This window comes from Candidatus Symbiopectobacterium sp. NZEC135 (assembly GCF_025962695.1).
Genome location: NZ_JAGFPF010000033.1, coordinates 20465 through 47436, shown reverse-complemented (window position 1 = coordinate 47436; position 26972 = coordinate 20465). Strand labels below are relative to the sequence as shown.

Annotated in this window: 24 protein-coding genes; 5 read left to right on the top strand and 19 right to left on the bottom strand. The window is 54.5% G+C overall.

Annotated features, from left to right (window positions below):
- Window positions 1–111 precede the first annotated feature (111 nt).
- Genes hemG through pepQ form a run of 4 tightly spaced genes read right to left on the bottom strand, consistent with a single transcriptional unit; the run spans window position 112 to window position 4118 of the window.
- Window positions 112–651 (bottom strand): menaquinone-dependent protoporphyrinogen IX dehydrogenase, encoded by a 540-nt coding sequence (gene hemG, locus J5224_RS15930; protein WP_264626306.1) that lies wholly within the window; start codon window positions 649–651, stop codon window positions 112–114.
- Between the two features lie 31 nt (window positions 652–682).
- Window positions 683–2134, bottom strand: a complete 1452-nt coding sequence (gene trkH / locus J5224_RS15925) for a Trk system potassium transporter TrkH (protein ID WP_264626305.1) — start codon at window positions 2132–2134, stop codon at window positions 683–685.
- A gap of 44 nt (window positions 2135–2178) precedes the next feature.
- A complete protein-coding gene (locus tag J5224_RS15920; RefSeq protein WP_264626304.1) occupies window positions 2179–2787 on the bottom strand; it encodes an IMPACT family protein in 609 nt (202 codons plus the stop codon).
- The gene (gene pepQ, locus J5224_RS15915; protein ID WP_264626303.1) at window positions 2787–4118 is read right to left on the bottom strand and encodes a Xaa-Pro dipeptidase; all 1332 of its coding nucleotides are present in this window, start codon (window positions 4116–4118) and stop codon (window positions 2787–2789) included. The genes J5224_RS15920 and pepQ overlap by 1 nt, the downstream gene beginning before the upstream one ends.
- 183 nt (window positions 4119–4301) lie before the next feature.
- Here pepQ and fadB point away from each other — a divergent pair, with 183 nt between their 5' ends.
- On the top strand, window positions 4302–6482 hold the full coding sequence (gene fadB, locus J5224_RS15910) for a fatty acid oxidation complex subunit alpha FadB (RefSeq protein WP_264626302.1): 2181 nt from the start codon (window positions 4302–4304) through the stop codon (window positions 6480–6482).
- A 20-nt stretch (window positions 6483–6502) separates the two neighbouring features.
- Entirely contained in the window at window positions 6503–7666 is a 1164-nt protein-coding gene (fadA, locus tag J5224_RS15905) for an acetyl-CoA C-acyltransferase FadA (protein ID WP_264626301.1), read from the top strand.
- A 57-nt stretch (window positions 7667–7723) separates the two neighbouring features.
- On the opposite strand, the gene J5224_RS15900 is transcribed toward fadA, so the two are convergent.
- The gene (locus tag J5224_RS15900; RefSeq protein WP_264626300.1) at window positions 7724–8746 is read right to left on the bottom strand and encodes a LacI family DNA-binding transcriptional regulator; all 1023 of its coding nucleotides are present in this window, start codon (window positions 8744–8746) and stop codon (window positions 7724–7726) included.
- Between the two features lie 294 nt (window positions 8747–9040).
- Here J5224_RS15900 and J5224_RS15895 point away from each other — a divergent pair, with 294 nt between their 5' ends.
- The gene (locus J5224_RS15895; RefSeq protein ID WP_264626299.1) at window positions 9041–10228 is read left to right on the top strand and encodes an L-talarate/galactarate dehydratase; all 1188 of its coding nucleotides are present in this window, start codon (window positions 9041–9043) and stop codon (window positions 10226–10228) included.
- A 150-nt stretch (window positions 10229–10378) separates the two neighbouring features.
- Here J5224_RS15895 and fre read toward each other — a convergent pair whose 3' ends face one another.
- Together fre and ubiD are read right to left on the bottom strand one after the other, a co-directional pair.
- A complete protein-coding gene (fre, locus tag J5224_RS15890; protein ID WP_264626298.1) occupies window positions 10379–11080 on the bottom strand; it encodes an NAD(P)H-flavin reductase in 702 nt (233 codons plus the stop codon).
- A gap of 54 nt (window positions 11081–11134) precedes the next feature.
- Window positions 11135–12622: a 4-hydroxy-3-polyprenylbenzoate decarboxylase gene (gene ubiD, locus J5224_RS15885; protein WP_264626309.1), complete on the bottom strand. Its 1488-nt coding sequence runs from the start codon at window positions 12620–12622 to the stop codon at window positions 11135–11137.
- A gap of 147 nt (window positions 12623–12769) precedes the next feature.
- On the opposite strand from ubiD, the gene rfaH reads away from it, so the two are divergent.
- The gene (gene rfaH, locus J5224_RS15880; protein ID WP_264626297.1) at window positions 12770–13258 is read left to right on the top strand and encodes a transcription/translation regulatory transformer protein RfaH; all 489 of its coding nucleotides are present in this window, start codon (window positions 12770–12772) and stop codon (window positions 13256–13258) included.
- 81 nt (window positions 13259–13339) lie between these two features.
- Here rfaH and hemB read toward each other — a convergent pair whose 3' ends face one another.
- The 12 genes from hemB to argC form a co-directional block, all read right to left on the bottom strand.
- A complete protein-coding gene (hemB, locus tag J5224_RS15875; protein ID WP_264626296.1) occupies window positions 13340–14362 on the bottom strand; it encodes a porphobilinogen synthase in 1023 nt (340 codons plus the stop codon).
- Window positions 14363–14377: 15 nt separating this feature from the next.
- The gene (gene tatD / locus J5224_RS15870; RefSeq protein ID WP_264626295.1) at window positions 14378–15160 is read right to left on the bottom strand and encodes a 3'-5' ssDNA/RNA exonuclease TatD; all 783 of its coding nucleotides are present in this window, start codon (window positions 15158–15160) and stop codon (window positions 14378–14380) included.
- 107 nt (window positions 15161–15267) lie between these two features.
- Window positions 15268–16050 (bottom strand): Sec-independent protein translocase subunit TatC, encoded by a 783-nt coding sequence (tatC, locus tag J5224_RS15865; RefSeq protein WP_264626294.1) that lies wholly within the window; start codon window positions 16048–16050, stop codon window positions 15268–15270.
- Window positions 16051–16053: 3 nt separating this feature from the next.
- Window positions 16054–16683, bottom strand: a complete 630-nt coding sequence (gene tatB, locus J5224_RS15860) for a Sec-independent protein translocase protein TatB (RefSeq protein WP_264626293.1) — start codon at window positions 16681–16683, stop codon at window positions 16054–16056.
- 3 nt (window positions 16684–16686) lie between these two features.
- Window positions 16687–16968, bottom strand: coding sequence for a Sec-independent protein translocase subunit TatA (tatA, locus tag J5224_RS15855; RefSeq protein ID WP_264626292.1), 282 nt, complete (start codon window positions 16966–16968; stop codon window positions 16687–16689).
- 239 nt (window positions 16969–17207) lie between these two features.
- A complete protein-coding gene (ubiB, locus tag J5224_RS15850; protein WP_264626291.1) occupies window positions 17208–18851 on the bottom strand; it encodes a ubiquinone biosynthesis regulatory protein kinase UbiB in 1644 nt (547 codons plus the stop codon).
- On the bottom strand, window positions 18848–19456 hold the full coding sequence (gene ubiJ / locus J5224_RS15845) for a ubiquinone biosynthesis protein UbiJ (RefSeq protein WP_264626290.1): 609 nt from the start codon (window positions 19454–19456) through the stop codon (window positions 18848–18850). The genes ubiB and ubiJ overlap by 4 nt, the downstream gene beginning before the upstream one ends.
- A 24-nt stretch (window positions 19457–19480) precedes the next feature.
- The gene (ubiE, locus tag J5224_RS15840; RefSeq protein ID WP_264626289.1) at window positions 19481–20236 is read right to left on the bottom strand and encodes a bifunctional demethylmenaquinone methyltransferase/2-methoxy-6-polyprenyl-1,4-benzoquinol methylase UbiE; all 756 of its coding nucleotides are present in this window, start codon (window positions 20234–20236) and stop codon (window positions 19481–19483) included.
- Between the two features lie 262 nt (window positions 20237–20498).
- Entirely contained in the window at window positions 20499–22049 is a 1551-nt protein-coding gene (gene rmuC / locus J5224_RS15835; protein ID WP_319802446.1) for a DNA recombination protein RmuC, read from the bottom strand.
- A 215-nt stretch (window positions 22050–22264) separates the two neighbouring features.
- Entirely contained in the window at window positions 22265–23635 is a 1371-nt protein-coding gene (argH, locus tag J5224_RS15830) for an argininosuccinate lyase (RefSeq protein WP_264626288.1), read from the bottom strand.
- A gap of 109 nt (window positions 23636–23744) precedes the next feature.
- Complete coding sequence (gene argB, locus J5224_RS15825) at window positions 23745–24518, bottom strand: acetylglutamate kinase (protein WP_264626287.1); 774 nt, start codon at window positions 24516–24518, stop codon at window positions 23745–23747.
- A gap of 23 nt (window positions 24519–24541) precedes the next feature.
- Window positions 24542–25546 (bottom strand): N-acetyl-gamma-glutamyl-phosphate reductase, encoded by a 1005-nt coding sequence (argC, locus tag J5224_RS15820; protein ID WP_264626286.1) that lies wholly within the window; start codon window positions 25544–25546, stop codon window positions 24542–24544.
- 228 nt (window positions 25547–25774) lie between these two features.
- On the opposite strand from argC, the gene argE reads away from it, so the two are divergent.
- A complete protein-coding gene (argE, locus tag J5224_RS15815; RefSeq protein WP_264626285.1) occupies window positions 25775–26923 on the top strand; it encodes an acetylornithine deacetylase in 1149 nt (382 codons plus the stop codon).
- The last annotated feature ends 49 nt before the right edge of the window (window positions 26924–26972 follow it).

The window sequence follows — 26972 nt, the reverse complement described above, 5'->3', positions numbered from 1 at the left end:
TGCCGTGTCAGTGGAGGCGCAGTATAGACACTTCTCGCGCCCTGACAAGGGCTAATTTCAATTTTATTTCTGAGTGCGTGTTTTTTCGGCGGAGCGCACTAAACATCAGCATTAAACGCGTTTTTTTGCACCAAGCTGAGCAAATTCATGTGCGAAATGCTCAACCTGTTGCCAATCGGTGTATTCAATCTCTTTACTGCTGTCCGTCTCACCACCGGTCATTCGCATAATAAGCTGAATCATCACCCGGTCGAGCCAACCATAGCGTGGGTAGCGCAGTGCACCGGCAAACACACCGCACAGTGCTGGCTGCCACGGAGAGCGCAGCAAAAATTTCCGGGTATAAGGGTTGGTTTGTGCCGTGCGCTTTTCTGGCTTACGTGCAGTCAGGTTCACAGAGAAGAACGCATTTGGCAGACGCTGCAATTCCCCCAAGTGTTGTTTGATAAACGCATAAACCTCGGGCTGGAAATGACCATAACGTACCGAAGCCCCGATCAGGATGCGATCGTAATGCGCGGGTTCGATAGTGTCAGAGGCCGTGATGTTCACCACATCGCACTCGACCTTACCCTTTAGCGCCGTCGCGATATAAGAGGCGATAGCCTTGGTTTGACCATCCTTACTGGAAAAAAGTATCAACGCTTTCATAGGACATTGCTCTTTGGCTTTTTGTTTTAGGTTATGCGCGCCAGAACGTAGGCGTAAACAACACCAGTAAGGTAAACACCTCAAGACGCCCGAACAGCATGGTTGAAATCAGAATCCATTTCGCTGCGTCGTTCATGGTGGTGAAGTTATCGGCCACTACCCCTAATCCTGGCCCCAGATTGTTTAACGTCGCCGTGACAGCGGCGAAAGCAGAAAAATCATCTACGCCGGTGGCGATAACCGCCAGCATGCTGACAATAAACACCAACGCATAAGCGGAGAAAAAGCCCCATACCGCTTCGAGGATCCGCTCCGGCAACGCACGACGTCCAAGCTTGATAGTATAGACCGCATTAGGGTGCACCAATCGTTTGAGCTCGCGGTGTCCTTGCAAGAACAACAGCAGGATACGAATCACTTTTAAGCCACCGCCCGTCGAGCCCGCGCATCCACCGATAAAAGCAGAGCACAACAGCAAAACGGGCAGGAATAGCGGCCAGGCGGCAAAGCTGCTGGTGGTAAACCCCGCAGTAGTCGCCATCGATACCACTTGGAAAAACGCCTGATTCAGCGTCTGGATACCGCTGTCGTAAACATTATGGAACCACAGCACCAGCGTGCACACCGCCACCAGCGACAGTTGAACAAAGATGAACATGCGAAATTCCGGGTCGCGCCCGTACACTTTGAGGCTTCTGCCACTCAGCATGGCAAAGTGCAAACCGTAATTACAGCCGGAAATCAGCAGAAACACCGCGATGATGGTATTGATGGTGGGGCTGTTGAAATAGCCGATGCTGGCGTCATGGGTTGAAAAGCCGCCGATGGCAATGGTGGAAAAGCTGTGCCCAATAGCATCAAACAGTGACATCCCCGCCAGCCACAGCGCTACCGCACAGGCCACGGTCAGCAGCACATAGATCATCCATAAGGTTTTCGCGGTTTCCGCGATGCGAGGCCGCATTTTATTGTCTTTCAACGGCCCCGGCATCTCAGCGCGGTAGAGCTGCATGCCCCCAACGCCGAGGATAGGCAGAATCGCCACCGCCAATACGATGATCCCCATCCCGCCGAACCACTGCAACATCTGCCGGTAAAACAGAATGGCCTTTGGCAAAGAATCCAACCCGACCAGCGTGGTCGCGCCCGTGGTGGTTAAACCGGAGAACGATTCAAAAAAGGCATCGGTCACACTGAGGTTTGGATGTTCAGAGAAGATAAAAGGCAATGCCCCTACGCTACCCAGCACGGTCCAAAACAGCACCACAATCAAGAAGCCTTCTCGCGAGGCCAGCTCATGCTTGTGTTTACGATTGGGAAACCAGAGCGCGCTGCCGATAAACAGGGCAACCAGAAAGGTTTGCGTGAATGCCCGTCCTGCGCCGTCACGATAGATCAGAGCAACCAGACCAGGGATAAACATGGTCCCGGAAAACAGAATAACCAGTAACCCTACAATGCGGGTAATGGCGCGCAGGTGCATGGAGAAACATCCTTAACGAGTCATCAAACAGCGCTGAATTATTATCATATAATGGATATTTGCAACGTTCCCCTGCTTATATCGCGCAAACGGCGCACCGTTTCCTGATAAGCACTGTCAGGGATCGCCACCTGCAACGTCACTTCTGCACCATAATCGCAGTGATTCACTTCACCGCCCATTTGCCGAATCAACGCGCTAACGGGCGCATGTAAGGTATAGTCGCATTGTAACCGATACGCCGTGCGCAGCACTTTTTCCAGCGTTTCTACCTGCTTCAGAGCTTGCTGGACACCGCCGCCATACGCCTTGACCAATCCGCCAGTACCTAACGGAATGCCACCATAGTAACGCACCGAAACAGCGGTTATCTCACCGATTCCGCTCCCCATCAGCTGCGCCAGCATGGGTTTTCCCGCCGTTCCTGAAGGCTCACCATCATCCGAAAAGCCGAGCTGTTGCGAATCATCCGGTGCCCCGGCAACAAAGGCCCAGCAGTGGTGCCCGGCATCGGAATACCGTTCGCGCACCTGCTGCACATAAGCCTTGGCCGCCGCCACGCCGTCAGTCGGTGCCAACAGCGTGATAAAACGGCTCTTCTTTATCTCTTCGCTGACGCTGACTTCACTCGCTGGAATCTTATAACGTTGCATCAGGCGAGGTTCAAATCCCGCGTCATGTTTTCAACGCGTTTCTCATGGAACACGATATTGTCTTCAATACGGATCCCACCAAACGGTTTCAACATGTCGATCTTTTTCCAATCAATATGCTGGCTGTATGGCCCACTGCGCCACGGTGCCAGCAATGATTCGATAAAATAGATACCCGGCTCAATGGTCAGCACCATACGCGGCTGCATAACACGCGTGCAACGCAGGTACGGATGCGCATCTGGCGCCGCCAGATGCGTGCCGCGCTCGTCCTGCATGAAACCGCCCACATCGTGCACCTGCAAACCCAGCGGATGGCCCAGCCCGTGGGGCAAAAAGACCCCGGTCAATCCGCTTTCCACCATCGCCTCTTCGCTCATGCCTTGCACCAGATGATGGCGGTGCAGCAGTTTTGCCACGCGTTGATGCATCTGAATATGGTAGTCGGTATAGCGCACGCCGACCCGCATTGACTCAATCAGCGCCTGCTGCTCCTGATTCAAATCCTTGATGAGCTGTGCAAACAAGTGATCGCTTTGCGCGGCGTAGGTGCGGGTCAAATCGGCGGCATAGCCATGATATTCCGCACCGGCGTCAATCAGGAAACTGCGGACCTCTGACGGCACCCGCTGTTCAAGCTGGGTATAGTGCAGCACCGCGGCGTGCTCATTGAGCGCGACGATATTGTCATACGGCACATCGGTATCCCGATGACCGGTTGCGGTCAGATAGGCCTGATTGATATCAAATTCACTCATGCCGGACAGAAACGCTTCATGCGCGGCACGGTGCCCGACCACCGCCGTTTTCTGCGCTTCACGCATACAGAACAGTTCGTAGTCAGTTTTATAGGCCCGATGGTAGTGCAGATAATCCAGTACGGCTTTCGGGTTGATATGCTGCGGGGCAATACCCAGAGACAGCGCACGTTCGGGCACATAACCAAGATAAGCCACACGCTCGCGTGCCGCTGGCAACAGCGCACCAATCTCGTCCGCGTTACGCAACACATTCACGTCGATGTCTTTGGTCCAAAAACTCTCCGGCAATGGCGCAACGTTATGCCAATAATCGACCGGAGAATAGAACCACAGTCGGGGTTTGTTAACCCCATCTACCCACAGCCAGCAATGGGGCACGTGGGTCACTGGAACCCAGGCTTTGAACTGAGGGTTAACGCTGAAGGGATATTCCCGATCGTCTAAAAAACGCGTCAGGGGCTCCCCGGAATGAATTAACACCGCATCAAGCTGATGCTGCGTCAGTACGTTTTGCGCGTGCTGTTGCATCGTCGCCAGATGCTGGTGGAACAAAGATGCCAGCTTTTCCATGAAGATCCTCATTAACCACAGCAAGATACGCTCAGTGTATCACAGTGATCGCCGGAGGGTAGCGACGAGCGCTTTGTGATCGAAATGGCAAATAATTAATCTTTTATTTGCATTTATTTAACATTCGACCACAATCCATTCATCTGGTCGTACCAGATCATTATACGGTTTCTGGAGATCGCTATGCTTTATCAAAGTGAAACGCTCTACGTGCGCTGGTTAGAGGAAGGGATCGCGGAGCTGGTCTTTGCCTCTCCCGGTTCGGTGAATACCCTGGATACCAAAACCGTTGCCAGCCTGGGCAACGCGTTGACCGTGCTTGAGCAGTTGGAAGGCCTGCAAGGCTTGCTACTGCGCTCGGACAAACCGGCGTTTATCGTCGGTGCTGATATTACCGAATTCTTGTCGCTGTTCGCGGCCCCACGCGAGCATCTTCAAACCTGGTTAGAACAGGCCAACCGTATCTTCAATCGTCTTGAAGATCTGCCAGTGCCGACGGTTGCGGCCATTAACGGCTATGCCCTTGGCGGCGGCTGTGAATGTGCTCTGGCGGTGGATATCCGTATCGTCACACCGTCCACGCGCATCGGTCTGCCAGAAGTCAAACTCGGTATCATGCCCGGCTTTGGCGGCTCCGTACGCCTGCCGCGCCTGCTGGGTGCTGACAGCGCGCTGGAAATCATTGCCGCAGGAAAAGACATCGATGCGTCAGAAGCGTTGAAAATCGGCCTGGTTCAGGCGGTGGTGCCTGATGAAAAATTGGCGGCAGCGGGAGCAGACGTTCTGCGTCAGGCCATTTCCGGTCAGATTAACTGGTTGTCCTACCGCAAGCCGAAGCGGGAACCACTCAAGCTCAATGCGATAGAAGCAGCAATGAGCTTTACCATGGCCAAAGCGGTGGTGGCACAAACCGCCGGTAAACATTATCCCGCCCCCTTGACCGCAGTCAAAACCGTTGAAGCCGCGGCGGGAATGACGCGCGATGATGCATTGCGCATCGAGACACAGAATTTTGTGACGCTCACGGCAACGTCAGCGGCACGTGCTCTGGTCGGTATTTTCCTCAACGATCAGTATGTTAAGGGGAAGGCCAAGAAACTGTCAGGTGCAGTATCCGTACCGAAGCAGGCCGCCGTGCTGGGCGCGGGCATTATGGGTGGCGGCATTGCTTATCAGTCTGCCTACAAGGGCGTGCCGATTGTGATGAAAGACATCAACGACAAAGCGCTATCAGTGGGCATGAAGGAGGCTGCGAAATTGCTCAACGGCCAGTTGACGCGCGGCAAACTGGACGGTTTGAAAATGGCGGAGATCCTGAGCCACATTCAGCCAACGCTTGATTATGGCCGCTTTGCGGATATCGATATCGTGGTGGAAGCGGTGGTGGAAAACCCCAAAGTGAAGGGGGAAGTGCTGGCGCAAACGGAAACCCACCTTGGTGAAAACGCCATCCTGGCCTCCAATACGTCAACGATCCCCATCGCCTTGCTGGCAAACGCCTTGCAACATCCTGAGCGTTTCTGCGGCATGCACTTCTTTAATCCGGTGCACCGTATGCCATTGGTGGAAATCATCCGTGGACCACAAACCAGCGACGATACCATCGCACGCGTGGTGGCCTACGCCAGCAAGATGGGCAAAACCCCCGTCGTGGTTAACGATTGCCCCGGTTTTTTCGTCAACCGCGTGCTGTTCCCCTACTTTGCCGCTTTCAGCTTGTTACTGCGCGATGGCGCTGACTTCCGCCAGATAGACAGCGTGATGGAGAAGCAATTCGGCTGGCCGATGGGACCGGCCTACTTACTGGACGTGGTCGGTATCGATACCGCACACCATGCTCAAGCCGTTATGGCACAAGGTTTCCCGCAACGTATGCAGAAAACCGAACGTGACGCAATTGATGTGCTGTTCGAACAGCAGCGCTACGGCCAGAAAAACGGACAAGGGTTTTATCGTTATACGCCCGATAAAAAAGGCAAACCGGTAAAAGAGCAGGATAAAAACGTCGATGCGCTGCTGTCAGAAGTCGCCAACGGCAGTCGCACCTTTAGCGCACAAGAGATTATCACCCGCATGATGATCCCGATGGTTAACGAGGTCGCGCGCTGTCTGGAAGAAGGCATTGTCGCCAGCCCCGCAGAAGCCGATATGGCGTTGGTGTATGGGCTGGGGTTCCCGCCGTTCCACGGCGGTGCCTGCCGCTACCTCGATACGCTGGGCAGCCGCGACTATGCGCGCCAGGCTAATGCACTGGAATCCCTTGGGGCGATATATCAGATCCCCGATGGCCTGCGACAGCTTGCAGAGCGTAACGACAGCTACTATCCCCCAGCGGCACCGCACGCGGGTATCTCTCTCGGTTAATCGGCATGAGGTCACAGAATATGGAAAACGTTGTTATTGTCGACACCATCCGCACCCCGATGGGACGCTCAAAAGGGGGTGCATTCCGTCAGGTGCGCGCCGAAGATCTTTCCGCCCACATGATGCGCAGCTTACTGAGCCGTAACCCGGTGCTGGACGCCCATGAGATAGACGATATCTATTGGGGCTGCGTACAACAAACGCTGGAGCAAGGTTTTAATATCGGCCGCAACGCAGCGCTGCTGGCGGAGATTCCGCCGACCGTGCCCGCCGTCACGGTTAACCGCCTGTGTGGTTCCTCGATGCAGGCACTGCACGATGCCGCTCGCGCCATTATGGTGGGGGATGCCAGCACGTGCCTGATCGGCGGTGTGGAGCACATGGGGCATGTGCCGATGAACCACGGCGTCGATTTTCATCCGGGCCTGAGCCGCACCGTGGCGAAAGCGGCCGCCATGATGGGGCTAACGGCAGAGATGCTGGCACGCATTCATCACATCAGCCGTGACATGCAGGATCAGTTCGCGGCTCGCTCTCATCAACGCGCCTGGCAGGCAACCCAACGCGGTGCCTTCCGACATGAAATTGTCCCCACGGTCGGCCACGATGCTGATGGCGTACTGCATGCGTTTCACGATGATGAGGTGATTCGTGCCGACACCACGGTAGAAAGCCTGAGCAGTCTGAAGCCTGCCTTCGATCCGGCGCATGGCACAGTGACAGCAGGCAATGCCTCCGCCCTCTCTGACGGCGCAGCCGCCATGCTCGTCATGAGCGAATCACGCGCACGGGAGCGGGGCCTGACCGCGCGCGCGCGCATCAAGGCGATGGCGGTGGTCGGCTGCGATGCGTCCATTATGGGCTACGGTCCCGTGCCTGCCGTACAGTTGGCGTTAAAGCGCGCAGGATTGGCACTGACGGATATCGGGGTGTTTGAACTCAACGAAGCCTTTGCGGCACAAACACTGCCCTGCCTGAAAGATTTAGGGCTGTTGGAAGTCATCGATGACAAGGTGAACCTGAACGGTGGTGCTATCGCGCTCGGTCATCCCCTCGGCTGCTCCGGCGCGCGCATTTCCGGCACGCTGATCAACCTGATGGAACAGCGCGACGTGCAGTTTGGCGTAGCGACCATGTGTATCGGCCTCGGCCAGGGCATTGCCACGGTGTTTGAACGGGTATAATGTGCCAAAGCGCACGTCGGAGCGGTTATCTCTCCGGCGTGGCGCTGAGCGGGTTCGCTACGCGGAATCGCGCTCAATCAGGGTAAAACCGATATCGATAATCGGACTTTCCGTGCTTTTTCCTTCAATCTTGTCAGCCAACAGCGTGGCAGCCTCTTTGCCCATCTTCCAACTGTCGACGCCCAACGTCGAAATCGACGGCACGTTATGCGCAGCAAACGCCAAATCACCAAATCCCATCACGGCCAGTTGCTGCGGCACCGCTATGCCTTGTGTCGTCGCTTCCATGATCGCACCCTGTGCCAGGGTATCAGAGCTACAGACTATCGCATCCAATGGCTCACCTTGCGCTAATAGCTGGCGTAACCCGATACGCCCCGCCGCCATCGAGGCGGGTAACGGCACAATGACTTCACTCAGCGCGCAGTCGGCATGGTGCGCCAAAGCATCGTATAAACCGTTTTTTCGCTGCGCAGCACGCCGATCCGCAGCCCAAATCAACCCAAAACGCCGATGGCCTTTACCCAGCAGATAGTCTCCTGCGGCAAAACCAATCTTCTCATGGGAAAAGCCAATCAGCATGTCCAGCGGCGTTGGCGTCAAATCCCAAATTTCGACCACTGGAATCTGCGCATTGAGGATAATTTTGCGCAATTCCGGCGTGTGATGAATGCCCGTCAGCACCACCCCGTCAGGGCGGCGTGATAATAACGTGGCCACAATTTCCGCTTCTGTTTCATCGGAATACCCCGCCACACAGAGCAACATATGATAGCCGCGAGCGTCCAGCTCATCGCTGATGGCCTGAATGGTATCGACAAACATGGCGTTGTTGATCTGAGGCACCACCACGGCAATCAGCTTGCTGCGGCGAGAGGCTAGCCCACCGGCCAGCAGGTTGGGGATGTAGCCGGTAATGCGCACGGCCTCCATCACCTTGTCGATGGTCGCCGCCTTTACCAGCTTGGGCGTGTTCAACGCCCGGCTTACCGTCATTGGCGACAGCCCAGATGCTCTGGCGACATCCTCAAGTGTGGGCGTACGCGGTTGGCTACCCTTGGTGCGCTTATCGCTTTTCAATGACGTGTTTCCTTATCAACGGTCAGATTTCCGGCGTTGGCATTATCCTGAATAGTGGCACGGTTTTCCACCCACCAGCCCGACTGGCACGATCTTTACCACAAAATGATTGCGCTAACATATAAATAATATCATTAATACCATTACCAATAACGCCCTCACCCGCCACAGCTGATTACACAGCAACGCTGCTTAATTTGTGATCCATTATACAAAAACAACGCGTGATAATAGCGCTAACAATAGGTTCGATCTAAAAATGTTAGCGCAATCATTTTATTTTAGGATGCCATCATGACCCTACACGCCAATTCAGATGCCGTAAGCTACGCCAAAACTGCACACACCCCGACCGCAGCAGAGACCGGAGATCGTATTGAACAGGTGAAGATCTCCTTAGCCTTTTTACCCCTGGCAACGCCCGTGAGTGACGCCAAGGTGTTAACGGGACGCCAAAAGCCATTGACGGAAGTTGCGATCATATTCGCTGAAATCCGCACCCGGGATGGCTTTGAGGGCGTAGGGTTCAGCTACTCCAAACGCGCGGGGGGCCAGGGTATTTACGCACACGCCAAAGAGATTGCCGATAATCTGCTCGGCGAAGACCCTAACGATATCGGCAAGATTTATACCAAACTGCTGTGGGCGGGTGCTTCCGTCGGGCGCAGCGGAATGGCCGTACAAGCGATTTCCCCGATTGATATTGCGCTGTGGGACATGAAAGCCAAACGCGCCAAATTACCGCTGGCCAAGCTACTGGGCGCACACCGCGACTCGGTGCAGTGCTATAACACCTCTGGTGGCTTCCTGCATACGCCGCTCGAGCAGGTGCTGAAAAACGTGGTGATTTCCCGCGAAAATGGCATTGGCGGCATTAAAATCAAAGTGGGCCAACCGAATACCGCAGAAGATATTCGCCGCCTCACCGCCGTGCGCCAAGCGTTGGGCGATGACTTCCCGTTAATGGTCGATGCCAACCAGCAATGGGATCGTGAAACCGCTATCCGTATGGGCAGAAAAATGGAGGCGTTCAATCTGGTGTGGATTGAGGAACCGCTGGATGCCTATGACGTCGAGGGCCATGCAGCCCTGGCAATGGCACTGGACACCCCGATTGCCACCGGTGAAATGCTGACCAGTTTCCGGGAACACGAACAGTTGATCCTCGGTAACGCCTGCGATTTCGTTCAGCCAGATGCTCCGCGCGTGGGCGGCGTGACGCCGTTTTTGAAAATCATGGATCTGGCGGCCAAACACGGTAAGAAACTGGCACCGCATTTCGCGATGGAAGTGCACCTGCACCTCGCCGCAGCCTACCCCATCGAACCCTGGCTGGAACACTTTGAATGGCTGAACCCGCTGTTTAACGAACAGCTGGAACTGCGCGATGGCCGGATGTGGGTCTCTGACCGTTCGGGGCTAGGCTTCACCATCAGCGAGCAGGCGCGGCGCTGGACGGTGCAAACCTGCGAATTCAAGTAATCGGTAGCGCATCCCGTTGCGGCTGGTGCGGGTCTGCCTGGTCACAACGTAAGATGCTTTGGTGCACCTTTAGCACACGTGCTGTTCCCCTCCGTTGATGAACTCCATCGGAAACAGCACGTTTTTTAAGGCGCTTATTTTTCAAGGCACTCAAATGAAAGAGAAGGCGTCGCTGTAGAGGTGGTCAATCAACGCACCACGCTCGTTACAGAAGCGCTCGCGGGCAATTTTTGCCATTTCAAAGCGGCCTGCAATGTAGATATCGTGGCCTGACAGTGTGCCGTAATCCTGCAATACCGCGCTGAGCACCGTACCCGTTCTGCCATGCCACGCCTGCTCCGGTTGTTCAACCACAGGAATAACCTGCAAATTCGCGTGTTGGCTCGCCAGAGCCTGTAGCTCAGTCAGATCATACAGGTGCTTGATCTCCCTCCCACCCCAGTAGATCGCAATTTCGCGCTCGGGTTGATGTGCCAGCACCGTCAGCAGGATAGAACGCGCATAGGAGAACCCCGTACCGCCAGCAATCAGGATCAGCGGACGATCGCTCTCTTCGCGCAACCAAGCCTCTCCATGGGGGATATCCACCGTCAGAGCGCGCTCTTTCAGAATACGATCCATCACCGCCATCGCATACAAGTTCAGCTCTGAGGCCCCCACGTGCAGTTCGATAAACTGCTGTTCCATTGGCGTTGAGGCCATCGAGAACGGGCGCTTATCACGCTCATCCATCACCACCATCAAATACTGACCGGCACGGAAAGAGAAAGGGGCTTCCGGCAACAAACGTACCCGATAAACCGTATCCGTTATCGCCTCTACGGATGTCACTTTACAGCTCAATGTTGTCATGCATTCCCTCTAAGGGTGATAAAAGCAAAACGAGTAACAGCGGCACACCCTTCATCAAGCACGTGGCGGGCTGTCGTTAAAAATGGCAAGCTCATCCCATATGGCATCGATACGGGCACACACATCAGGATCTTTCTTGATGGGATGCCCCCACTCGCGTTGCGTTTCACCGGGCCATTTGTTGGTGGCATCCAGTCCCATTTTGGAACCCAGCCCCGACACCGGCGACGCAAAATCCAGATAGTCTATCGGCGTATTTTCCATCAATACCGTATCTCGAGCCGGGTCCATGCGAGTAGTAATCGCCCAGATAACGTCTTTCCAGTCACGCGCATTGATGTCGTCATCGCAGACAATCACAAACTTGGTATACATAAACTGGCGCAGGAAAGACCATACGCCCATCATCACCCGTTTGGCATGACCCGCGTACTGTTTTTTCATGGTGACGACGGCCAGGCGATAGGAGCACCCTTCCGGCGGCAGGTAAAAATCGACAATTTCCGGGAACTGTTTTTGCAAAATCGGCACGAACACTTCATTCAGCGCCACCCCTAAGACGGCAGGTTCATCGGGTGGGCGTCCGGTATAGGTGGAGTGGTAAATGGCGTCCTGACGCTGCGTCACATGCGTAACGGTAAACACCGGGAAGTTATCCACCTCATTGTAATAGCCGGTGTGATCGCCATACGGCCCTTCCGCCGCCATTTCTCCCGGTTCGATGTACCCTTCCAGCACAATTTCCGCGCTGGCGGGCACTTCCAAATCATTGGAGAGGCATTTCACCACTTCGGTTTTATAACCGCGCAGTAGCCCGGCAAAGGCGTATTCGGAAAGCGTATCGGGCACTGGGGTTACCGCACCAAGGATAGTCGCCGGATCGGCACCGAGCGCGACGGACACCGGGAAACGTTGACCGGGATTTTCCTGACACCACTCCTGGAAATCCAACGCGCCGCCGCGATGGGATAACCACCGCATGATCAGTTTGTTTTTACCCAGCACCTGCTGGCGATAAATACCGATATTCTGACGCGCCTTGTGCGGCCCGCGCGTAACCGTTAAGCCCCAAGTGATCAAGGGCGCAGCATCTTCCGGCCAGCACTGCATCACCGGAATACGGGTCAGATCGACGTCGTCTCCAGACCAGACCTGCTCCTGACAAGGCGCAGATGACAGCCGTTTGGTGGGCATATTGAGCACCTGACGGAATTTGGGCATGTTCTCCATCAGGTCTCGGAATCCTTTGGGCGGCTCAGGCTCTTTCAAAAAGGCCAGCAGCTTGCCGACATCACGCAACGCCGTTACGCTATCCTGCCCCATGCCCATTGCCACCCGTTCCGGGGTGCCGAACAGGTTGCACAGCACAGGCATGGTATAACCGGTGGGATTTTCAAACAGCAACGCCGGACCGCCCGCACGCAGCGTTCTGTCGGCAATCTCCGTCATTTCCAAATGGGGGCTGACAGGCTGGCGAATGCGTTTCAGTTCTCCCTTCTGTTCAAGAAGCGCGAGAAATTCACGTAAATCACGATATTTCATGCTGATTGTCAATGCAGTCTGTGAAAACGACATTATAAGGTTTCTTGCCAATTCTGTCGCTTCTTCATGCCGCTATTTATCCGCACAGGGTTTTGTTATGCTTCCCGGCAATGCTCATCGACTGACAGATCATCGACACAACACATTATGGAAGCCTGGTATTTATTGTATTGCAAACGTGGGCAGTTGCTGCGCGCCAAGGAACACCTTGAACGCCAGGCCGTTAACTGCCTGAGCCCGATGATCAAAATGGAAAAGATCGTGCGGGGAAAACGCGCGGAAGTCAGTGAGCCACTGTTCCCCAACTACCTGTTTATTGAATTCGATCCCGAACGCATCCATACCACTACGGTTGCCGCAACACGAGGCGTCAGCCATTTTATCCGTTTCGGCGCGCTGCCGGCCGTCATCCCTGTGAACGTTATCACCGAACTGACACAACACCCGGTGCAGATGATTCACGATCCACAAACGCCCTATCCTGGAGACACCGTGCTGATTACCGAAGGGGTGTTTACTGGGTTACAGGCAATTTACAGTGAACCTGACGGTGAAGCGCGCTCCATGCTGCTGCTCAATTTTCTCAACAAGCAGGTGCCGCAAAGCCTCGATAATCGCCAGTTCAAAAAGCTGTAGTCGGGCATACCCGATAAAAAGAACGCCGCCGGTGAGAACACTCACAAGCGGCGAACGGGTAGGTCTGAGCGGATTGGACGATTAGCGGGAGAGCTGTTCGTCACGCAGCCATTGTGCGACCTGCTTGGCGAAATAGGTCAGCACGCCGTCTGCTCCTGCACGCTTGAAACACAGCAGTGATTCCATCACCAGCGGCTGCTCTTGAAGCCAGCCGTTGCGAATGGCTGCCATGTGCATGGCATACTCACCGGAGACCTGATAGGCAAAGGTCGGCACGCCAAACGTTTCTTTCACACGATGCAGCACATCCAAATAGGGCATACCGGGTTTCACCATCACCATGTCTGCGCCTTCCTGCAAATCCTGAGCGACTTCCTGCAAGGCTTCATCCCCGTTGGCCGGGTCCATCTGATAGGTTTTTTTGTTACCCCCCTTCAGATTGCTTGCCGAGCCGACCGCATCGCGGAAGGGCCCATAGTAGCAAGAGGCATATTTTGCCGAATACGCCATGATCTGGGTATTCACCAGATGCTGCGCTTCCAGCTCGGCGCGAATGGCACCAATGCGCCCATCCATCATGTCGCTTGGCGCAATGATTTCCGCACCCGCTTGTGCATGACACAGCGCCTGACGCACCAGAACGGATTTGGTGATGTCATTGATCACATAGCCGTCTTCATCAATAATGCCGTCTTGCCCATGCGTGGTATAAGGATCCAGGGCAACGTCTGTCAGCAACCCTAACTCCGGCACGGCATCTTTGAGCGTGCGAATCACACGCGGCACTAGCCCTTCGGGGTTGTAAGCCTCTTCGGCATTCAGCGACTTCTTATCGGTATCGATCACCGGGAACAGTGAGAGTACCGGGATACCCAGCTTGGCGAGTTCTTCCGCCTCTTTCACCAGCAGATCCAGCGTCATGCGATATACGCCCGGCATCGAAGGCACTTCCTGACGTTGATTTTTACCTTCCATCACAAACACAGGATAAATCAGGTCATTGACCGTCAACTGATTTTCAGCAACAAGGCGACGGCTGAAATCATGACGGCGTAAACGGCGCAGGCGACGGCCGGGAAAAGCGCCGGGAAAAACATTGCTCATAATTATTCTCCAGAATCATGGCAGCCGGAAAATCCGGCGTGCGTTTTCATCTACTTTTTGCCCCAACATAGTGGCGTCTTCATCGCGCCAGACAGCAACCTGCTGCACGATATGCGGCAAAAAGCAGGGTTCATTACGCCGGGATGCAGGTTTTGGTGATAAATCCCGGGGTAACAAATAGGGCGCATCGGTTTCCAACAACAGGCGCTCAATGGGAATCTGTTTTAGCAGATGGCGAAGTGCAATTCCGCGTCGCTCATCGCACACCCAACCGGTGATGCCAATCGAAAGCCCAAGACGCAAGCATTCATCCAGCTCTTGTTCGGTCCCCGTGAAGCAGTGCAGCACCGCTCCCGGCAGCTTATCCAGCCAGGGAGAGAGTAGCGCGATAAAGCGCTCATGGGCGTCACGGCAATGCAAGAAGACGGGTAACGCCAGCTCTGCGGCCAACGCTAACTGCGCGGAAAAGGCGAGTTCCTGCTCATCAGGCGTGGAAAAATTGCGATTAAAGTCCAGCCCACACTCGCCCAGCGCCACAACGGCAGGCTGTTGCGCCAACTGCGAAATTCGCTCCGCCACCGCCGTCGACCAACTGCTGGCATCATGGGGGTGCACGCCCGCCGTCGACCAGCAATAGTCTGGGTATTCCTGAGCCAGTGCCAGAGCCTGCTCACTTTCATGCAGGTTGGTTCCGGTGATGATCATTCCGCTCACCGCAAGTGCTTGAGCACGCTCAATGACCCGAGCACGATCGTGAGCAAATTGGCTATTGGTCAGATTGACACCGATATCAAACATGGACATTCCTGAAGGGTAATGACACTCCCGCTCCGAAGAGCGTATCCCGAAGGGAAGCAGATGCAGATTGGAGGAAATCCCCGCCTAAGCGGGGATAACAACAAGATTTAGGACGATGGGCCTTCGTTGCTTTCTTCTGCCTCGCGCTCTTCTGCCTCATACTGACGGCGTCCTTTCCCCACGTAAAAACGCGAGCAGAACAGGCCGACTTCAAACAGCAGGTACATCGGAATCGCTAACAACGTCTGCGAGAACACGTCCGGCGGCGTCAGCAGCATACCGACAACGAAAGCACCAACCAGCACATAAGGCCGTTTCTTCTTCAAATCTTCCGTGTTGGTCACACCGCTCCAGCACAGCAGTACAATAGCAATAGGGACCTGGAAAGAGACGCCAAACGCCATAAACAGCGCCATCACAAAATCGAGGTAGTTATTGATATCGGTGGCGATTTGCACACCCTGCGGTGCGGTCTTGGCAAAAAAACTAAACGCCAGTGGGAACACCACAAAGTAGGCAAATGCCATACCCGCATAGAACAGCAGGCTGCTGGAGAACAGCAAGGGCATCATCAGGCGACGTTCGTGTTTATACAGCGCTGGCGCGATAAATGCCCAGACTTGATACAACACCAACGGTGCGGCGACAAACACCGACACGATCATCGTGAGTTTAATCGGCGTAAAGAACGGGGAGGCCACGTCGGTGGCAATCATACTGGCCCCGGCAGGCAGTTGCTCAATAAGCGGTGCCGAGACGATTTGATAGATGTCGTTAGCAAAGAAAACCAGCACGACAAATACGCCCAGCACACTAAGAATGCTGTATAACAGGCGCTTACGAAGCTCAATCAGGTGACTGATTAACGGTTGTGTATCTTCAACGGCCATAGACTAGCGTTCATCAGCAGAGGGTTGGGAAGGCGCGACAGCCGGGGCAGATGCTGCGCGCTTATTGGGTACATCATCGGTCGGTGCCACGGCAGCGGCGGCTGGCGCATTGTCAGGCACGGCCGTTGCAGAAGGCACTTCTGGTGAGCGATGCACTGCTGCAGGCGGTGCCACATCGATAGGGGATGAGGAGGGTGCAGCGGCAGGCTGATCGACAAACGGTAACGCTGCTGGGGAAGACGCCTGCTCGGCGCTGATAACCCCATCATGCGCTGCCTCAGCATCCGCCAACGGCTTATGTGGAACCTCACCCAACTGCGCGATGGCGCTGTCACCGGGTTTCGTATAACCACGTCGCATCGCATCCGCCGCTTCTTTGAGTTCGTCCATAGAGGCTTTCAGCTCTGGAGAAAGGTTTTTCAGGCTAGCCTGCTCCACCTTCTTCAAACTGTCTTGCAACTCTTGCAACTTCAACTCTTGGGTCAGCTCATTTTGCACCGTAGACGCCAGCGAGCGCAGCGTTCTCACCCAACCAGCAATCGTTTTAACCGCAACGGGCAGGCGTTCAGGCCCGAGTACTACCAGGCCGATCACCATAACGAGCATCAGCTCACCAAATCCGATATCAAACACCGATTATACCTGCTCTTTGTGCTGGCTCTTCGTTTCTTCTGATTTTACGTCAGCCTGTTGTTCCGTGATGGACTTCGTCGCAAAATCGGCATCCTGCTGTGTTTTTTCATTCTGGTTTGCAGATGCGCTGTCAGCGGACGAAGGTTGCTCATCACTGATGGCCTTTTTAAAGCCTTTAATCGATGCGCCCAAATCAGAACCTAGCGTTCTTAATTTGTTAGTACCAAACAACAACACAACTATCACCGCAATGATCAGCAACTGCCAAATACTAATACCACCCATACCATTACCTCTTTTCTACAAAGGGGAGTTATCTATCATCTTTCACACCGCAAACATTCGCATGTGCATTTTGTCCAAAAACGAGTCACCGCGCATTATTCTTACTTAGAGAATGCATGCCCAGAGGATGCGCTCGGTTTACGTTTCCTGCAACGCCTTTTTCCTACGGCGGAAAGGCATATAAGGTCAAAGCCGTAACTATTATATACGGCTATTAATAGCGCCTGTCATGATCTGCTTCAACGTGTACGACGCCAACCAATGACCCAGCTCACAACACCAGCTGCCATTAACCCCGCCGAAATCACTTCCGGGAGATCCTGACGCCCCACCAACATGAGCAACCCAGCCAGCAGCAACGTCGCGCCAACGCCAAGTAAATAATGCGACTGGCTTTGGCGCGCTCGCTGCATGCGCAGTTCATCTGTCAGTTGTGTCACACTGTGGCGCAGCAGCCGGTGTTGCCGCAAACCATCGTAAATCAACTCGGGAATTTCCGGCAATTTTTCCGCCCAGAAGGGGGCCTTTTCTTTTAACCCGCGAATCAGAGCGGCAACCCCCATCTGATCTTTCAGCCACGACTCTAAAAAAGGCTTGGCTGTTTTCCATAAATCCAACTGCGGGTAAAGCTGACGGCCTACACCTTCAACGTAGAGCAGCGTCTTTTGCAACAAGACCAACTGTGGCTGCACTTCCATGTTGAAACGGCGTGCCGTATTGAACAAGTTTAACAACACATGCCCAAAGGAGATCTCTGCCAATGGCTTTTCGAAAATGGGTTCGCACACGGTACGAATCGCAAATTCAAACTCTTCAACATTGGTATCAGCGGGCACCCAGCCGGAATCCACATGCAGTTCAGCAACACGACGATAATCGCGATTGAAAAAGGCAATGAAGTTTTCTGCCAAATAGCGCTTATCTTCTTTGTTCAGCGACCCGACGATGCCGCAATCAATACCGATATATTGCGGGTTTTCAGGGTGTTCATAGCTGATAAAGATATTGCCCGGATGCATATCGGCATGGAAGAAGCTGTCGCGAAACACTTGTGTAAAGAACACCTGTACGCCGCGTTCTGCAAGCAACGGCATATTAGTGCCGTTGGCTTTCAGCGCCTCAACGTCTGAGACCGGGATACCGAAGATACGCTCCATAACCAGCATGTTCTCACTGCAATAGTCCGAATAGATTTCCGGAATATAGAGCATCGGGCTGCTCTCAAAGTTACGGCGCAACTGAATGGCATTTGCCGCTTCACGCAGCAGGTTTAATTCATCAAGCAGGGTTTTTTCGTACTCGTGCACCACTTCACGCGGGCGCAAACGCCGCCCATCAGGCAGCAACATCGGCAGCCAGCCCGCCAAACGGTTCATCAGCCGCATATCAGCCTTGATGACAGGGAGGATATCAGGACGAATCACCTTGATAACCACTTCCTGACCGTTTGTTTTGAGCCGAGCAGTATGCACCTGTGCGATAGATGCAGAGGCCAGTGGCACTATTTCAAAATCATCAAACCAGCTTTCGAGTGGGATACCCCCCATCGAAAGTTCGATCTGTTCGCGGGCCAGTTTGCCGTCAAAAGGATCGACGCGATCCTGAAGGATAGCGAGCTGATCGGCAATCTCCGGCGGAAAAAGATCGCGCCGAGTAGACATCATCTGACCGAATTTGATCCATACCGGGCCCAGTTCCTGCAACGCCAAACGCAAACGTTCACCAAGCGGTTTGTCCTTATGGCGGTTTGGCATCCAGAACAGGAATTTACGCCAGATCCGCAGCGGTAAGGTGATGCGCAAATGCGGGATCAGTTCATCGAGCCCATAGCTCAACATGACGCGAATAATGTGGTAAAGGCGCAGCAGTTCACTTGGCGTCATGCGGCGGACTCCAGTTTCGCCAGGCGCGCCGCCAGCGTATCGACGTCATCACTTAACGCGGCCACTTCATCATACCACCAGGCCGCTTCTAAACGCCCCGGCGCAAGCCGCCACTCTTCCGTTACGGTTTCTGCCAAATAACGCCGCTGGCGATCGAACAAACGGGCGGCACCGCGAAACGCACCTTGCACCGTCTGACCAATGCCTTGCGCGACAACGTCGCCCGTATAAGGCGCAAGCCATTCTGCGGGATCGCACTCCGCCAAATCCAACAGATTGACAAGGTGTTGGACAACTTGTATATCCCCTTCAATCACCAGTTCACCACGACGCATCAGCGATGAAAGCTGCTGGCGATCGCGCAACGTGAGCAATACGGGTATCCGGGTTTCCAACTGACAATCTGCCGTGTCAGCCCACTGGCTTACCACATCAACGCGGTGTTCACCAAAGACCAATACCAGCGGCACAGGCAGTTCTGCTAACACAATTTTTAGCGTTTTTCCCTGTAGTCGCTGGCGCGCCGCTTTCAAGCTACTTTCGCGAAAAAGCAGGCTATTTAACGCCGTTTCCAGCGCGGCAGTCAGCACAGACGTTATCAGCATCAGCGTTTCCCACTATAAAACAACTTAAAATTTGAACCCACGGTGTAACGCGACAATGCCTCCCGTGAGGTTGAAGTAGTTTACACTGTCAAAGCCTGCATCCACCATCATGCCCTTCAGCGTTTCCTGGTCCGGATGCATACGTATCGATTCCGCCAAATAACGGTAGCTGCCCGCATCTTTGGTCACCATATCGCCAATACGTGGCAAGACATGGAATGAATAGAAATCATAGACTTTGCTGAGCGGTTTCAACATCGGTTTGGAAAACTCCAGCACCAGCAAGCGGCCGCCCGGTTTCAAAACGCGGAACATGGAGCGCAGCGCCTTGTCTTTATCCGTCACGTTGCGTAAACCGAAAGAAATCGTGATGCAGTCGAAATAGTTTTCTGGGAAGGGCAGCGCCTCCGCATTGGCCTGAACATAGCTGACGTTATCAATAATCCCCAAATTGCGGAGCTTTTCGCGTCCCACTTTCAGCATGGAAGCATTGATATCGGCCAGCACCACTTCCCCTGATTCACCGACCAGACGTGAGAACTTAGCGGTTAAATCCCCCGTTCCGCCCGCCAGATCCAGCACGCGCTGGTCGCGACGGACACCGCTGCACTCAATAGTAAACCGTTTCCAGGCACGATGAATCCCGAAGGACATCAAATCGTTCATCAGGTCATATTTTCCCGCTACTGAGTGAAATACGCCCGCTACCATGGCCTCTTTATCGTTTTTATCGACAGTACGAAAACCAAAATGCGTGGTTTTCTCCGGATCGTTAGTCATGTTCTTCGCCCTACTTTTCCAAATCAGAATTGTGGTCAATCCCCTTTGCGCGCTATCGGCTGGACTCGCCGCTCATATTGCGCTGTCGAGCATTAGCGCAACACGAGCTTGGCGTGTCTGTGCGCGTTTCGCATCAACAATCGAAGAGGAACATCGAATTTTGAAACTACCCCTTAATGGGGAGAGTGTAACAGACCAGGCCCAAAAACCCACCGCTCTGATGCACTGAATAAAGTTGTAAAACGTGAACATACGCGACGCATCACAGACGATTCGAGATTTCTGTATCCGTGCCTTGCACGTGTTCCCCCATAGGCGAGGTATCTGTTTGAATCGTTTCAGACAGCGTTTCCAGACCGTCAGCTTCAGCAGAAAGCACCGCTTGCTCTGCCACGTTGGGATTTATGGTACGCTTAACCTCAACGCCAAGGGAACGGAAACCTTCAACCTGGGCTATCAGATTGCCACGCCCGGAAGTCAGTTTATTCATGGCCTGCCGGTAGCTGGCCTGTGATTTATCCAGACTTTGCCCCAACGATGCCATGTCTTCGACAAAGAGACGCAGTTTATCGTACAGCCGAGAGGCACGATCGGCGATCTGCTGCGCATTGCGGCTTTGTTGTTCATAACGCCACAGATTGGTGATAGTACGTAACGCGACAAGCAGCGTGGTAGGGCTCACCAGCATGATGTTGTGTTGCAGGGCTTCGCTGATCAATTCAGGATGGCGGTCGATAGCAACCAGAAAGGCAGGCTCGACAGGGATAAACATCAACACATAGTCCAACGAGCGCAACCCCGGCAACTGTTGGTAGTCCTTATTACTCAGCAGGCGGATATGCCCGCGCACGGAGGCGATATGCTCGCTGAGTGCGCTGGCGCGTTCCTCGTCGTCCTCACTGTTAAAGTAGCGCTCATAGGCCACCAACGACATCTTGGCATCAATCACCACATCTTTGCCCTGTGGGAGACGAACGATCACATCGGGCTGCATGCGCCCGTTTGCGCCCGTCTGGATACTGACTTGCGTTTGGTATTCATGGCCTTCACGCAAGCCGGAAGCCTCAAGTACGCGTCCCAGCACCACTTCGCCCCAGTTCCCCTGGGTTTTATTATCGCCTTTCAGGGCTTTCGTCAGGTTGACCGCCTCTCGCGCCATTTGCACGTTAAGTTGCTGCAACTGACGAATTTCATGCGCCAGCGTGTGGCGTTCACGCGCTTCGCTGCCGAACCCCTCCTGAACCTGACGACGAAAACCGTCCAGTTGTTCCCGCAGCGGCGTCAGCAGTTTATCGAGGCTCTGTTGATTTTGCTCATCCGCCCGGCGACCGCTGTGCTCAAAAATCCGGTTAGCCAGATTTTCAAACTGTGTCGTCAAGCGTTGCTCGCTGTTGATTAACAAACGCTGTTTTTCCTCAGCGGCGAGGCGCGTCTCTTCCAGACGGATGGTGACTTCACGCAGTTCTGCTTCCTGCGCACCGTTTGCTTCACGCAGTGCGCGCAGCTCCTGGTTGAGTTGGTTGCACTCTTCTTGCAACCGAGCCATAACCAGCAGCTTTTCCTGATGGGCAGTAAGTTTACCGTGCATCAGACGCAGCTCCATATCATCCTGACGCAGACGCTGTTCGTCCTTATCACGCGCGAGCTGAAGTTCACGTACCGCGCTTTGCGCCTGCTGTAACGCTTGCTCTTGTATACGTTGTTCCGTTTCTTGCCGAGCGCGGCGTTGCTGGTAACGCAGGCTGGCAACCAGCCATCCCACCAGCACCCCGACCGCCCCGCCGCCTACACCGTAAAAGAGGGTGATATCCACGTCGCATTCCTTTCGTTATCGCCACTGTCCGTCAAGGTAAATTGATACTGTATGCATGTCCAGAAAGAATAACGCAGGCCAACGTAAAGCGGCATCGTTGTCGGCGGTGAAATGGTTAAAATGCGAGACGTCTTGCGTTATAACTTATGGTCATTGGCTGAATAAAAAAGGGCCGGAAATCCGGCCCTGATACAGGTGACAGAGCGCTATCGCTATTACAGACGCCCTTTGGCATCGGCAATCGCCTGTGCGACCTGCTGTGGTGACACGCCACCTTTCGCCGCGCGTTTTTCCAGACAGGATTGCAGCGACAGGATGGGATACACGTCATCGCCAATGGTGGCACTGAATTTCTGCAAATCCGCCAACGGCAATGCTTCCAGCGGTTTACCTTGTCGAATGGCTTCCACCACGGCCTCACCAACGATGTGGTGCGCTTCGCGGAACGGAACGCCTTTTGCCACCAGATAGTCTGCCAGTTCGGTCGCATTGGCGTAACCCTGCTGCGCCGCTTCCTGGCAGCGTGGACGACGGACCTGAATACCTTCCAGCACCAGTGCCGCCATCATCAGGCAGTCATGCCAGGTATCGAGTGCGTCGAACAGCCCTTCTTTGTCTTCCTGCATGTCTTTGTTGTACGCCAGCGGCAAGCCTTTGAGCGTCATCATCATGCCAGTCAGCGCGCCTTGCACCCGACCCGATTTACCACGAATAAGCTCCAGCGCATCCGGGTTTTTCTTTTGCGGCATCAGGGAGGAACCGGAGGTCACACGATCGGACAGCTCAACAAACCCGGATTCACCACTGTTGAAGAAGATCAGATCTTCAGCAAAGCGCGACAGGTGCACCATGCCGATCGAGGCATTAGAGAGCAGTTCCAGTACGTGATCGCGGTCTGACACCGTATCCAGACTGTTACGCGTAGCAGATGCAAAACCCAGCCAGCCTGCCAGTTGCTCACGATCGATAGGATAGGCCGTCCCGGCCAACGCGCCGCAGCCCAATGGGCTGACATCAAGACGTTTTAACGTATCTTCCAGGCGGCTTTCATCACGAGCCAGCATTTCATGGTAAGCCAGACACCAATGGGCAAAGGTCACCGGCTGGGCACGCTGCAAATGGGTGTAACCCGGCATCACCGCATCCTGGCTCACCTCAGCGGTAGCCACTAACGCAACACGCAGTTGGCGCACCGCCAGTTGCAGTTCGCTGATTTGTGCTTTACACCAGAGCTTAAGATCGGTGGCAACCTGATCGTTACGGCTGCGACCGGTGTGGAGCTTTTTACCCAAATCGCCCACTTTGTCGATCAGCTTCTGCTCTACCCAGCTATGAATATCTTCGGCATCGCTTTGCAGAATCTGTTCTGGGTTGGCTTGCACCTCAGCCAGCAGTGCGTTCAGCGCCTGCTCTAGCTGCTGCTGTTCCTGTTCGCTGAGTACATTGACCGTCACCAGCGCTTTTGACCAGCCGATAGAGCCGACGATATCTTGCTCCGCCAGACGGTAATCAAACCGCAGCGAGTCATTAAATTGTTTGAACCGCTGATCTGCCGCCTGACTGAAACGACCGCCCCACAACGCCATAACCGATACTCCCACAATGTGCTTCAATGTCTTGTAACCATGCGGGCGGGCCCGCATGCTCGCGTCCGTTACCTTACGGCCAACGGAAATGCCTTACAGATTAACAGATTTACGCCAAAATCCGCGTGCCAATCGGCGTACCGTTAAACAGCGCGGGCAGTTGATCCGCATGACGCCAGCTCGCGATGTCTACCGGGCGCCCCAACGCGCGAGCCGCATCCAGCGCTGCGTTGACTTTAACGATCATGCCGTCGGTAATAATGCCTTGCGCAATCAGTTGCTCTGCTTTCTGCGCGGTCATTTCCGCAATACGTTGGCCTTTGCCATCGAGGATACCGCTCACGTCCGACAGCAGGATCAAATCAGCACCCAGCGTCTCTGCGAGTGCGGTTGCAGCCTGATCGGCGTTTACGTTCATCAAATCGCCTTGTTCGGTGATGCCGATAGAACTGACGATTGGCAGATACCCGGCGCTCAGCAGCGCATTGGGCAGATCGGCAGAACCCGCCTGGGCTTTGCCCACGTAGCCCAGGGATTCATCCAACTGCGTTACTATGGTCATGCCGCCATCGGCCAGGCACAGCCCCACCGCGTTGATGGCGTGTTTCTTCGCCCAAGCCAGCAGCGTTTTATTGGCTGAACCCGCCAGCGCACCGGTGATGATGTCGATCTGATCGGCCGGTGTCACGCGCAGCCCGTTTTTCTTCACCACGGGTAACGCCAGTTTTTTCATCAGGTCATCCACCAGGCAGCCGCCGCCGTGCACAATGACCAGCGGACGCTGGTATTGCTCACGATAGGCAACCAGCGCCGTAAACAGACGCTCCAGCGCTTCTTCGCTGTCCAGTAACACACCGCCCAGTTTGATAATTAACGGATTCATCGCTTTCGTGCCTCAGGATTATGTCAGAGCAAAGATTGGGTTTCAGGGAAACCAAAACGAATATTCAGGCACTGTACAGCTTGAGCCGCCGCGCCTTTAAGCAGGTTGTCTTCCGTGGCGACCACAATCAGGTGCTCATCCTGTACGGAGAAACCGATATCGCAAAACGGCAAGCCGACAACCGATTTTAACGCCGGAACGCCTTTATCGTAGAGGCGCACCAGCGGTTTGTCGTGATAGGCATTGTGGTAGGCTTCCGCCACATCCTGCGCGCTGACACCCGGTTTCAGGCGGCAGGTAATGGTCGCCAGAATCCCACGCGCGAAATTTCCCAGATGCGGCGTGAAGATCACGGGGATGCCCAGATGGGTCGCAATTTCAGGTTGGTGACGGTGATTGAACACGCCATAGGGTTGCAGGCTCACTTCACAGAAGCTGCTGGTGAGTGACGCTTTACGTCCGGCGCCGCTCACGCCGCTGACCGCATTGATAACCGGCCATTGGTCGGTGTTGAGTAATTGTGCATCCACCAAGGGCTTCAGTGCCAGCTGTGACGCCGTCGGGTAACAACCGGGGACGGCAATCAGCTGCGCGTGCTTGACGCGCTCCGCCTGAAACTCGGCCAAGCCATAAACTGCCTGCGCCAGCCAGTCAGCATGTTGATGCTCGAAACCGTAGTAACGGCGATAAAATTCAGCATCCTGCACGCGAAACGCGCCGGAGAGATCGAACACCACGCAGCCCGCAGCCAGAAACACCGGCGCAAGATCGTGGCTCACTTTGTGGTCGGTCGCCAGAAACACCACATCGATGCCTTTGGCGGCTTCGGCGGCATCCGTCAGCGCCTGTACCGGCAAATCGATGATGCCTTTCAGTTGAGGGTGCAGGTCAGAAATGCGTTTGCCCGCATCAACGCTCTGCGCGGATACCGCAAGTGCGGTAAGGTTCATCTGAGGGTGACGATTCAGATAGAGTGCAAGTTCAGCGCCAGTATAACCACTTGCGCCAACAATCAACGTATTCAGCATGGGATCTGCATACCTTCCACTAAAATGATGTAAACAAACAGTGTCGTTAAAACAGGGTATCTACAAAACGCCAAACCCGCTAACGGTATTCGACCGTTGCAGGTGTAGACTATCAGGTAATGTCTCATTCAAGGGTTAGAAACAGTTTCCTTTCGCTACGCGTTATTGTATTTTTATTCAAAATAAATGCATGAATATTGATACTATCCTAACATAAGGCTGTCAACAGTGAAGATGAATTTACCCCCATTTATTGAGCTGTATCGGGCGTTGATCGCGACGCCTTCCATCAGCGCCACCGATCAGGCGCTCGATCAGAGCAATGAAGCATTAATCAATCTGCTCGCCGGGTGGTTTGCCGATTTAGGCTTTCACGTTGAGGTACAGCCCGTGCCCGGTACGCGGCATAAATTCAATCTGCTGGCACGCATCGGCCAAGGTCAGGGTGGCTTGCTGTTGGCCGGGCATACCGATACGGTGCCGTTTGATGATGGCCGTTGGACGCGCGACCCCTTTACCCTGACAGAACACGATAACAAGCTTTACGGGCTGGGCACTGCGGATATGAAAGGCTTCTTCGCCTTTATTCTGGATGCACTGCGCGATATCGACCCGGCAACGCTAGCCAAACCGATTTACGTGCTAGCGACCGCCGATGAAGAGACCACCATGGCGGGTGCCAAATATTTCTCTGAATCCACGCAGATACGCCCGGACTGCGCCATCATCGGCGAACCAACGTCACTGCAACCGATTCGCGCCCACAAAGGCCATATGTCAAACGCCGTGCGAATTCAGGGACAATCCGGCCATTCGAGCGATCCGTCGCGCGGCGTAAACGCCATCGAACTGATGCACGATGCCATCTCCCACCTGATGGTGTTGCGCAATACGCTGCAAACCCGTTATCACAACGCCGCGTTCCATATCCCCTATCCGACCATGAACTTCGGCCATATCCACGGTGGCGATGCGGCCAACCGCATTTGTGCCTGCTGTGAGTTGCATATGGATATCCGCCCGCTTCCGGGATTGACGTTAAACGATTTGAACGGTCTGGTGACGGAAGCGTTGGCACCGGTCAGTGAGCGCTGGCCGGGACGCGTCAGCGTCAGCGAGCTGCATCCGCCGATCCCCGGCTATGAGTGCCCGGTGGATCACGCGTTGGTGGGTGTGATTGAGAAATTGCTGGGCGTGCCAACGGACGTGGTGAACTACTGCACCGAAGCACCGTTTATCCAGACGCTGTGCCCGACGCTGGTGCTCGGCCCCGGTTCGATTGAACAGGCCCATCAGCCGGATGAATACATCGACACCGCCTTCATTGCTCCGACGCATAAATTGATCACCCAGATGGTGCAACATTTCTGCCGGTAAACGCGAAACCAGGGGCGTAATAAGCGCCCCTAATCTGCGCACGGATGTA